Genomic DNA, 10,373 nt, shown 5'->3' on the forward strand with positions numbered 1-10,373 from the left:
CGGGCACCGCATTGAGCGGCCTCAACGGGGCGCGGAGGTCGGTGGGAAGCGGCTCAAGGCCATGCTTCCAGCACCGCGCCATCGGTTCGCACGAACAGGGCGGCGAGGCCCTGCCTGCGGGCGAGCTCGGGCCCGCGCACGGCGCCGGCCACCAGCAGCGCGGTGGCCCAGGCATCCGCCGCCATGCAGGTTTCGGCGAGGACGGTGACGGCGGACAGGTCATTCTCCAGCGGCGCGCCGCGGCCTGGGTCCATGGTGTGGGAGATGGTTCGTCCGTCGACCTCGACACCATGGCGATACGAACCGGAGGTGGCGACGGCGGCGCCCGAGAGCTCGATCACGCCGAGGACCTCCCGCGCGCCGGGAACCGGCTTCTCGTGGGCGACGGCCCAGGGGCGCCCATCCGGCTTGACGCCCTCGGCCCGCATCTCGCCGTCGATGCCCACCAGCCAGCAGGAGCAGCCTGTCGCGCCCAGCTCCCGCGCCAGTTCGTCCACGCCGAAGCCCTTGGCGATGCCCGAAAGGTCGAGCCGCAGCGGCGCGAGACGGCGGGCCCGGCCGCCGGCCATGTCGAGTTGCAGCGTCTTCGGCGGCTCGAACGAGGGGCGCCCGGCGACGCCGGCGATCAGCTCCGCATCGGGCATGCGCGATCCGCCGCCGCAGCCCCAGGCCCGGACGAGGTCGCCGACGCCGATGTCGAACGCGCCTTCCGAGCGGCGGCCGATGTCGAGCGCGGTGGTAAGCACCCGCGCCAGCTCTCGCGGGATCGCCGTCCACGCGCCGACCGGCGCGGCGTTGAGGCGTTCCAGGTCGGAATCGCGCCGCCAGGCGGACATCTGCTGCTCCACGCGATCGACAGCCGCCTGGAGCCGGCGGGTGAACGCGTCGGCATCGACCTTTGCGTTCGACCAGAAGACGGCGGACCAGCGCGACCCCATGGCGGGGCCGCTCAGCGCGTGGCGGCGCAGTGCCGAAGGTCGGGAGACAGGCTCAGTAGACATCTTCGACGTAGCGTCCGTGAGACTTGAGGGTCGGAAGATCGAGGCCGAGCGGTCGCACCACCGGCTCGAAGGCGCGCGTCACCGCCTCGGCCATGTCACGGCCGCCGCACACCAGGATCTGCGCGCCCTGCCTCACCAGTTCGCGCAGGCGGGGGGCATCGGCGGTGATGCGGTCCTGCACATAGGTGCCGCCATCCGGAGCGCGCGAGAAGGCGGTCTGGAGCGAGGTCAGGCGCTTCTCTGCGAGGTGCTGGGCCAGTTCGTGCTCGTAGAGGAAATCCGACGACGGGCTGCGGCCGCCCCAATAGAGGTGGACCGGGCGTCCGGCCGCATTGGCCCGCACCAGCCCGGCGAGCGGGCCGATGCCGGCGCCGGCGCCAATCAGGATGAGCGGCGCCCGGCCCTTGGTCGGCCGGAAGGCGGGATTGGCGCGGATGAAGGCTTCCACCCTGTCGTCCGGCGCAAGGCCATGCAGGAAGGTGGAGCAGAGCCCGCCCGCGCGCAGGCGAACGCAGATTTCCAGCATCCCGTCCCTTGACGACGATGCCAGCGAGTAGAACCGCGGCATGTCGGCGCCCGGCGCCAGAATGCCGAGAAGGTCGCCTGGCTCGAAGGCCGGCAGGCCTCCCGCAGCCGCGCCCTGTCCGGGCCGGCGAAACCGCAGGATCGCCACCGGCGCTCCGATGGCCGCGCCGTAGTCCTCGCGCGCCGCCAGTTCCAGCGCGATGGTCTTCGGCCGCTCCGCGATATGTTCGAGCACCAGATCGTGGCCGAGGCAGATGCCGAGGTCACGCCCCCACTGCGCGAACTCCTGCGCCGAGCGGCGGTCGATGCGCTTCAGGGGCAGGAGCTGCGGAAAGCCCTGCGCCGCGAGCGCGGCCGACACCTGCTCGGCGTAGCCGCAGAAGCGGGGGAAGGTGCGGTCGCCGAAGCCGAGCACGGCGATAGGCACCCGGCGTTCCACCCGGGGCACTAGGTGCGCGAGGCGCAACAGGAAGGCACTCGCCGAACCGGGAGCGCCGCCGTCCCCGTGGGTCGCGGCCAGGATCAGCAGGCGTTCGGTGGCAGCGGGGAGCTGTCGTAAGTCATTCATGGCCGTGGTGTGGACGCGATGGCCGGCGCGGGTCAGCGCTGTGTGGAGCGTCGCGGCAAATCCCCAGGTGGAATTGCCGTCGCTCCCCACCAGGATGAGGGTGTCGGCGGTACGCACGGGCGCGTTCATTGCGATGCGTGGCCGGGCGGCGTGGCGGCGCCACCACATCACGACGCCGGTCGCGCCGAGCACCGGAACCGCCGCCGCCGAAAGGCCAAGCAGAAGCCCGAGCGCCCAGGCGCCCCGGCCGGTATGAAGGGTGCGGAGCAGGTCGTTCAGGCGATCGAGCGGCGTCGCGGGGGTGAAGGACAGCTCCGCGCCCGTCGCCGCATCGATCCGCGCTTCGCCCGCCGCCGTCCGCAGGCCGTAGGTGTCGGTCGGATCGCCTGGGGCAGGGAAGGTCAGTTCGCGCATGCGCGCCACATCGATGGCACGGAGCGCCTGCAGCGTCCCGACCGGCGCGGGCACGCCGCCGCTCGCGGCCACTTCCGGTGTCGTGCCCCCGGTCTCGGGCATCAGGCCGAAGCTGCCCGCCGACATCCACAGTCCCGTGAGGGAGGAGAGGATGAGGCCGGCGGCAGCGAGCCGGCCGAGCTCGCCGTGCCAGCGCTGCGCCGGCGTGCCCCGGATGGGGCGCAGCAATGCGCCCGCGCCGCCGAGGCGGCGGGCAAGGAGGACGGCGCCCGAAACCGACAGGATGAGCATGGCGAGGGCGCCGATCCCCGCCACGGCGCGTCCGGCATCGCCGGAAAGGAAGGCGCGATGGAGGTTCGTCACGAAACGCGTCGTCTCGGAAACCTGGTAGGGGCCGAGCCCCGCGCCGGTGGCAGGATCGATCTGCTCCACGCCGCGGCCGCCGCCATCGCTGAAGGCGACGGTGAGGATGCCGTTCGCCCTGAGGCGGATGGCATCGACGCTCTCGTGGCGGGCGGCCAACGCCCCGGCGAGCGCCGCCACGCTGGTGCCGGACGGGATTGCCGGCGCGGCGAGGCGGTCGAGCGCCGGCTGGACGGAGAGCGCCACGCCGGAGAGGGCGGTAATGGTGAGGCCGAGCGCAAGCACGAGGCCCGGCAGCGCATGAAGGCGGCGAAGCATGAGGACCCGACAGGTTCAGAAGGTGACTGAGAAGGACTTGACGTAGCCCTTGCCGGGAGCAGGCTTGCCCGAGGCTGCGGTGTCGAGCGGCACCACCACTTCGGAGGGATTGTCCAGGCCGTCCTCCACCGCGGTGTCGACATGGACCTTGTAGCCGGCGTCGATCATGGCGTCGGCGAGGTCGAGGCTGATCTTCAGCGTCTTGCCGGAGCCGATGCTGGCGCCGGTGATGCCGTCGATCTCGGTCGCCCGCCCGCCGGAGGCGCGCTGCCAGTCGCTGAGGTGGCGGTAGTACTTCGCCTTGCCGCCGGCCATCCACAAGGTGCCCTTGTAGGCGCCGGCGGCATCGGTGACGTAAAGCACCACATAGGCGCCGTTGCCGCCATAGGCCTTGAGGGTGGTCGCGAAGGTGACCTGGCGGGCCTCGGCGACCACCGGGGCGATCAAGGCGGCGGTGGCGGCCACGGCGGGGAGGATGAATTTCATCGGTCTGCTCCTGGGGGAGAAAGGGGCCTGGGGGAGAAAAGGGAATGGGTCGGCCGCTGCTCACTGCACCTCGACCTTGGGGCGGGCCTTGCCGTTGAAGAGGCCGTTGTCGGGCACCGGGGCGCCGGGATCGGCCGGGCCGGCCTGCGGGATTGCGCCGCGGCGGCCACCCTCGTCTTCGTCGTCGTCATCGTCATCCTCCGCGTGATGGCGGCGGCCGTTATGGCGGTCGCCTCGTCCGCGCTCGTGATCCTCTTGCGCGAAGCGGATCGGGCGATCGGCGGCGGAGGCTTCCGCGCCGTCGTGGTGCGTGCGGAAATGGTGGCTCAGGTGGTCGGCCTGCGTCGCCGCCAGGACGACGCCGAGGCCGGCGGTGGACAGGAGAACAGCCGCTGCGATCAGGGTCCGTGTCTTCATGGGTGCCTCCCGGCGGGTGTTGACCGGGAGTAACCTTGCGTCCCCATCTGACGGCGACCTGAAGCGGACGCGGATGTGCGTTCAGCTTCCCGTCAGGATCGCGGCGCGGCCGGGAAGCGTACCGTGGCGCGGAAGCCATCTCCCGCACCCGGGATCGGCGAGGTGAGGTCGAGGGTCAGCCCGGCGCCGCGGCAGATGGCGGCGGCGATGGCGAGGCCGAGGCCGGAGCCCTCCGCTCCCGTGGGCCCGCGCTGGAACGGACGCAGGAGGCCCGCCAGAAGGTCCGCCGGCACGACGGGGCCGTGATTTGCGACCTCGAACAGGCCGTCGTCGAGCTGCACCTCGACCGGCGTCTCGGGCTCGCCGTGCTTCAGCGCGTTCTCGATGAGGTTGCGCGCGAGGATGGCGAAGGCGTCCGGATCGAGATCGGATAGCGGCCCGCCGTTCGCCGGGATCGAGAGGGCGATATCGGTGCCGCGGCCGGTCTGGCGGTCGATGTCCGCGATCACGTGGCGGAGCACTGGCGCGAGCGGCGCCGGCACCTCGGCGACGAGGCCGCCCCCCTCGGCCTTGGCAAGCTGCAGCAGCTTCTCGGACAGGCGCGAGAGCCGGCGCAGGGCGCCCGCGATGGCGCGCGCCCGTTCCTGCTCCGGGCCTTCGGGCAGCTCGACGATGAGGCGCTGGGTCTGGGCCAGCGCCGCGGCGATGGGGGTGCGCAGCTCGTGGGCGCTGTTGGCGGTGAAGCCACGCTCCGCCTCCAGCGCGCCGCGCAGGCGTTCCAGCAGCGCGTTGACAGATGCCGCGACGGGCGCAATCTCCTCCGGCAGCCCCGCCGTTGCCACGGGCGTGAGATTGCCGTGCCCACGCGTCTCGATGGCACGGCGGAAGGCGAGCACCGGCTTGAGCGACAGCCGGACCGAGAGCCAGACACCGGCCAGCGCGATGGGCACCAAGGCGACGAGAGGCCAGATCAGCGCCGCCACGGCCCGCCGCACCGCGGCGGCGCGGTGCCCGAGATCCTCCGCGGTGGTGACCACGATGGTGCCGCTCACCGCCGCCTCGGTGTAGGTGCGCAGCCGGTCGGTGCTGCGGAAGCCTGGGGCGAGGCCCGCCGGAATCGCCATCAGCTCGGCGTCGCTAGACTGGAGCAGCACGCGCCCCGCGCCGTCGCGCACCACATAGGTGATGTATTCCCGGTGGGGGCCGATGGGCGCCATGTGCTGGGGCGCGTCCCCGGCATCGCGGGAGAGCAGCTCGGAATAGGCAAGCGGCAGCACCCGCTGCGCCACCTCCTGCAACGCGCTGTCGAACACCTCGCCGATCTCGTGCTGCAGCACCAGGCCTGCCACCGTGGCCGCGGCGAGCCACAGGGCCGCCACCGCCACCGTGAGCCACAGCCCGACGCGCCGGCGCAGGCTCCACCGGCCGGGCTGGCGAGGCCCGCTCACGCACGCACCTCCGGCGCACCAAGGCGATAGCCCATGCCGCGCACCGTCTCGATCACCTGCGCTCCCAGCTTCTTGCGCAGGCGCGCGACATAGACCTCGATGGTGTTGCTCTCCACCTCGGCATCGAAGGAATAGAGACGCTCCTCGAGCTGCGGTTTCGACATGAGCTGGTGGGGGCGCTGCACGAAGGCCTCGAACAGCGACCATTCGCGGCCGGTCAGTACCACCGGCCGCCCCGCCCGCCGCACCGAGCGGGCGGCGAGATCCACCTCGATGTCGCCGAGGGACACCAGCGGATTGGGATTGCCGGCATAGCGCCGCCCCACCGCCCGGATCCGCGCGCTGAGCTCGAACAGGTCGAAGGGCTTGACCAAGTAGTCGTCGGCGCCGGCATCGAGCGCCGCGATGCGGTCGGAGATCTGATCCCGCGCCGTCAGCACGATGATGGGCGTGACGTCGCCCGCCACCCTCAGGCGCTTCAGGAAATCCAGCCCGCGCCCGTCCGGCAGCATCAGGTCGAGCAGGACCAGTTCGAAGGCGGCGGCATGGATCGCCTCGGTGGCGTCGTCGAGACGGGTCACCCAGTCGGGCGTATGCCCGTCGGCGACGATCTGGTCGCGCACGGCCATCCCGAGGACAGGGTCGTCTTCGACCAGTAGGATCCGCATGTGTCGCCTCGTGCCGCCTCGGCGTGTTTCGTGCCAGTTTAGCGCGGCAGACGAGCCGATGGGGCGCCATAATTCCTGTGTGCGTTCAGGTGCGCGTCAGTTCGGCGTGTTTCCTGGTGGCGGGCTGCGCACCTCGGAGGATCTTTGGTGAGACGCACTTCAGTTGCAGCGACACTGGTCTTCGCCGTGTGTCTCGGCGCCGGACCGGCGGCGGCCGATCGGGCCTGCACCGTGCCGCTGGCTGACTGGCAACCGCGCAATGCCCTCCAGAAGAAGCTGGAGGGGGAGGGGTGGACCGTGCTCTCGATCCGCTCCGACGACGGCTGCTACAAGGTCAGGGCGACCAACACGCGCGGTGAGCGCCTGAAAGCGAAATACGACCCCGCCAGCCTGGAGCGGATCCCACGGACGCCGGGCGATTCAGACGACGACTGATGCGAGGGCGTGTCAGGACTGTCGTGTCGGGCGGGCATGATGGACCTTGTGGAGGGTCCCGATGGCCCGAGGCCAAATCGCTGCAGCCATCGACGCGTTGTCGGCAGATGAGGTGTCGGCAGAAGCGGCGTCGGACGGTCGCCCTTCGCACAAGCCCGGCACGGCCCGGTAGAGGAAGGGGGCAGGGAGTGGTTTACATAGGGTACCCCCCTATATTATAAACCCGTGATGGCACACACGATCAAGCACAAGACCAAGCTTCTCGCCCGCATTCGCCGGATCAAGGGGCAGGCCGAAGCCGTGGAGCGCGCGCTGGAAGCCGAGATCGGCTGCACCGACGTGTTGATGCTGGTCGCCTCCATGCGCGGCGCCATCAACGGACTGACGGCGGAGCTGATGGAGGACCACATCCGGCATCACGTCGTGAACCCGGACGCCGAGCCGGACCCCGAGCGTGCCAAAGGCGCCGCCGACCTGATCGAGGTCGTCCGCACCTACCTCAAGTGATCTGAGAGCAAGATGACTGCGTTTACAGACCTGCTCCAGCAGGGGGCCGCGCACGCCTGGCTGTTCGTCCCCTCGGCCATCCTGCTCGGTGCCCTGCACGGGCTCGAGCCGGGCCATTCCAAGACGATGATGGCCGCCTTCATCATCGCCATCCGCGGCACGCTCACCCAGGCCGTCCTGCTGGGCCTCGCCGCAACGGCCTCGCACACGGCGGTGGTCTGGCTCATTGCCCTCGGGGGGCTGTATTTCGGGCAGCAGTGGGGTGGCGAGGCCAGCGAACCCTATTTTCAGCTCGCTTCAGCCGTGGCGATCATCACCATCGCCGCCTGGATGGCCTGGCGGACGTGGCGCGAGCAGAGCGATGCGCAGCACCACCATGAGGACGAGACCCGTCTTCTCCCGACCGCGGAAGGGGAGCTGGCGCTCGACATCTTCGAGGATGGCGTGCCGCCGCGGTGGCGCATCTCCAGCCCCGCCGGGCGCAGGCTTCCTGACGCCGAGCGCGTCTTTCTCGAAACCCTGAGGCCCGATGGCGGCCGTCAGGTCTTCCCGTTCGTGCACCGGGGCGAATTCCTCGAGAGCGCGCACGATATTCCCGAGCCCCATGCCTTTTCAGTGGAGCTGCGCCTGCGCCTCGCCGACGGCGGGGAGGAGGTCCATGCCCTCGTGTTCGAGGAGCATGACCATGCCCACATGAATCTCGGCGACGAGGACGACGCCCACGCCCGCGCCCACGCCGCCGATATCCGCAATCGCTTTGCCGGCCGCCCGGTGACGACCTGGCAGATCATCGTCTTCGGACTGACGGGCGGGTTGATCCCGTGCCCGGCGGCGATCACCGTGCTGCTCATCTGCATGCAGCTGAAGGCCTTCAGCCTCGGCTTCGTGCTGGTCCTGTGCTTCAGCATCGGTCTGGCGCTCACGCTGGTGTCGGCCGGCGTGCTCGCCGCCCTCAGCGTCCGGCACGTCTCGCAACGCTGGGCGGGCTTCAGCGCCTTCGCCCGGCGCGCGCCCTATGCCTCGGCCGCGCTGATCCTGATGGTCGGCCTCTATACCGGCTGGCTCGGCTGGCATGGTCTTTCACGGGAGCACGCCCCATTGGCCGGCGTCAGCGCGGCCGCGGGGCGGGGCGATTTCTTGCCTGCGCCAACTTCATATCGCGAAGTACGCCGGCTGGGATAAAAGGGCTTGTCCGCGGAGCAGCCGTCGCGCCCGCGGGACGGCCTCGCAGGAGTGCGTCACCCCGTGTCTCCCGAATGCCATATCCTGATCGTCGATGATGACGCCGAGATCCGACGCCTCGCCGGCAAGTTCCTGCGCGAGCACGGGCACAAGGTCACCGCGGCACAGGATGCGCGCGAGATGCGCGAGGCAATGAAGGCGGGGTCGGTGGATCTCATCATCCTCGACATCATGCTGCCCGGCGTGAGCGGGCTCGACCTGTGCCGGGACATCCGCCGCACGTCGGACGTGCCCATCATCATGCTCACCGCGCGCGGCAGCGACGTGGACCGGATCGTGGGGCTGGAGCTCGGTGCGGACGACTATCTGTCGAAGCCCTTCAATCCGCGCGAGCTGCTCGCGCGCATCCATGCGGTGCTGCGGCGCATGCGGCCTTCCGATGGCACGGTGTCCGGCGGCACCTTGCTCACCTTTGCCGGCTGGACCCTCGACACCCGCCGGCGGGAGCTCACCAATCCCGCCGCCGTCGTAGTGGATCTGTCGACCGGCGAATACGACCTGCTCCTGACCTTCCTCGAACATCCCCAAAGGGTGCTGACGCGCGACCAGCTGATGGACGCTGCCAAGAACCGCACCGCCACAGGCTTCGACCGCGCCATCGACATCCAGGTCAGCCGGCTGCGCAAGAAGCTTGAATCCCACGGCGGGCCGGAGATGGTGAAGACCGTGCGCGGCGCCGGCTATTTCTTCGTCCCGGAGGTGGAACGCTCGTGATCCGCGCCCTGATCCGCGCATCGGACAGCCTCGCCGTGCGCACCGCTGTGGTGGCGGTGCTGGGTATCGTCGTCGTGCATGTGCTGAGCCTGTGGACCTACGAGCACGCCATGGAGCGCGAGCGTCATGCGGCCCATGCCATCCGCCTCGCCGACCAGATCGTCGCGTTCCGCCGGTCGCTGGCGGCGGCGCCGCCGGAAAGCCGCGAGGATGTGGCCCATGAGCTGTCCGGTGGCGCCATCGACGCGCACTGGAGCCGGGAAGCCATGGCTGCGCCCGGCTCCAGTGCCGTGGAGGGATGGCAGCGGCTCGCCGACGACGTGCGCACGCTGGCGCCCGACCTCGGGCCGCAGGATGTGCTGGTGGGCGCTGGCACGGACCCGCACCTCAGCCTCGTCGCCGTGCGCCTTCCGGACGGCAGCTGGCTGAACGCCCGCCTGTTCGCCTCTGTCCCGCAGGCGGCCGGGGCGCACGGATCGGTGCTGTCCACGACCCTCATGGCGTCGGGCGTGCTGCTGCTGTCCCTCGCCATCGCCGCCTGGCTGACGCGGCCGCTCAGGGCCATGGCGCGGACCGTCGCGACCTTGCCTCCGGATGCCCCTCTCGTGCGGCTCCCGGAGACCGGCCCCAAGGAGGTGCGGGAGCTGGCCCACGCCTTCAACGGCATGCAGGCCCGCATTGCCGAGCTGATGGAACGGCGCACCCAGGCCCTCGCCGCCGTCTCCCACGATCTGCGCACGCCCATGACGCGCCTGCGCTTCCGCATGGAGGACGTGGGCGATCCGGTCCTGCGCGCGGCCATGGCGGCGGACGTGGCGGAGATGGAGCAGATGGTGGACGCCACCCTGTCCTACCTGCGCGGCGAGGCCAGCGAGGAGCCGGTGCGTCCGCTCGACCTCGTGGCGCTGGTGGAGACGCTGGTGGACAATGCCCGCGACCGGGGCCTTGCCGCCGATCTCGCCGCACCGCCGCGCCTGGTTGTGGCGGGCCGCCTCGTCAGCCTTAAACGGATGGTATCGAACCTGCTGGAGAATGCCATTGTCTATGGCGGCGCCGCGCATGTCGTGCTCGCGGAGGAGGGGGGCGAGGCCGTTCTGATGGTACGGGACAAGGGCCCCGGCATTCCGGACGACCAGCTCTCCGCCGTGCTCGAGCCCTTCGTACGGCTCGAAGCCTCGCGCAGCCGCTCAACCGGCGGGGTGGGGCTCGGCCTTCCCATCGCCCGTGCGGTGGCCGAGGCCCATGGCGGCACGCTGACCCTCGCCAA

11 protein-coding genes are annotated in these 10,373 nt (G+C 70.7%); 5 read left to right on the forward strand and 6 right to left on the reverse strand.

Features of this window, described 5'->3' with window-relative positions:
- Positions 1–53: 53 nt before the first annotated feature.
- The 6 genes from FZ033_RS23245 to FZ033_RS23270 form a co-directional block, all read right to left on the reverse strand.
- Positions 54–1,001, reverse strand: coding sequence for an FAD:protein FMN transferase (locus tag FZ033_RS23245; protein WP_149578438.1), 948 nt, complete (start codon positions 999–1,001; stop codon positions 54–56).
- Positions 991–3,189, reverse strand: coding sequence for a PepSY domain-containing protein (locus FZ033_RS23250; RefSeq protein WP_149578439.1), 2,199 nt, complete (start codon positions 3,187–3,189; stop codon positions 991–993). Before FZ033_RS23250 ends, FZ033_RS23245 begins: the two co-directional genes overlap by 11 nt.
- A gap of 15 nt (positions 3,190–3,204) precedes the next feature.
- Positions 3,205–3,675: a DUF2271 domain-containing protein gene (locus tag FZ033_RS23255; protein WP_149578440.1), complete on the reverse strand. Its 471-nt coding sequence runs from the start codon at positions 3,673–3,675 to the stop codon at positions 3,205–3,207.
- Between the two features lie 60 nt (positions 3,676–3,735).
- A complete protein-coding gene (locus FZ033_RS23260) occupies positions 3,736–4,092 on the reverse strand; it encodes a hypothetical protein (RefSeq protein ID WP_149578441.1) in 357 nt (118 codons plus the stop codon).
- A gap of 92 nt (positions 4,093–4,184) precedes the next feature.
- Entirely contained in the window at positions 4,185–5,540 is a 1,356-nt protein-coding gene (locus FZ033_RS23265) for a sensor histidine kinase (protein WP_149578442.1), read from the reverse strand.
- Positions 5,537–6,208, reverse strand: coding sequence for a response regulator transcription factor (locus tag FZ033_RS23270; protein WP_149578443.1), 672 nt, complete (start codon positions 6,206–6,208; stop codon positions 5,537–5,539). The genes FZ033_RS23265 and FZ033_RS23270 overlap by 4 nt, the downstream gene beginning before the upstream one ends.
- 147 nt (positions 6,209–6,355) lie before the next feature.
- Between FZ033_RS23270 and FZ033_RS23275 the strand changes: the two genes are divergently transcribed.
- From FZ033_RS23275 to FZ033_RS23295, 5 genes are all read left to right on the forward strand, one after another.
- Entirely contained in the window at positions 6,356–6,643 is a 288-nt protein-coding gene (locus FZ033_RS23275) for a PepSY domain-containing protein (RefSeq protein WP_149578444.1), read from the forward strand.
- Positions 6,644–6,871: 228 nt separating this feature from the next.
- Positions 6,872–7,150, forward strand: a complete 279-nt coding sequence (locus FZ033_RS23280) for a metal/formaldehyde-sensitive transcriptional repressor (protein ID WP_138399103.1) — start codon at positions 6,872–6,874, stop codon at positions 7,148–7,150.
- A 12-nt stretch (positions 7,151–7,162) separates the two neighbouring features.
- Entirely contained in the window at positions 7,163–8,332 is a 1,170-nt protein-coding gene (locus FZ033_RS23285; protein WP_149578445.1) for a nickel/cobalt efflux transporter, read from the forward strand.
- Positions 8,333–8,395: 63 nt separating this feature from the next.
- Positions 8,396–9,106 carry a response regulator gene (locus FZ033_RS23290; protein WP_149578446.1) on the forward strand — a complete coding sequence of 237 codons (711 nt, stop codon included), beginning with the start codon at positions 8,396–8,398 and terminating at the stop codon, positions 9,104–9,106.
- A partial coding sequence (locus FZ033_RS23295) for an ATP-binding protein (RefSeq protein ID WP_149578447.1) occupies positions 9,103–10,373 on the forward strand: 1,271 nt, incomplete at its 3' end. The genes FZ033_RS23290 and FZ033_RS23295, both read left to right, overlap by 4 nt.

Source organism: Xanthobacter oligotrophicus, from assembly GCF_008364685.1.
Taxonomy (GTDB): domain Bacteria; phylum Pseudomonadota; class Alphaproteobacteria; order Rhizobiales; family Xanthobacteraceae; genus Xanthobacter; species Xanthobacter oligotrophicus.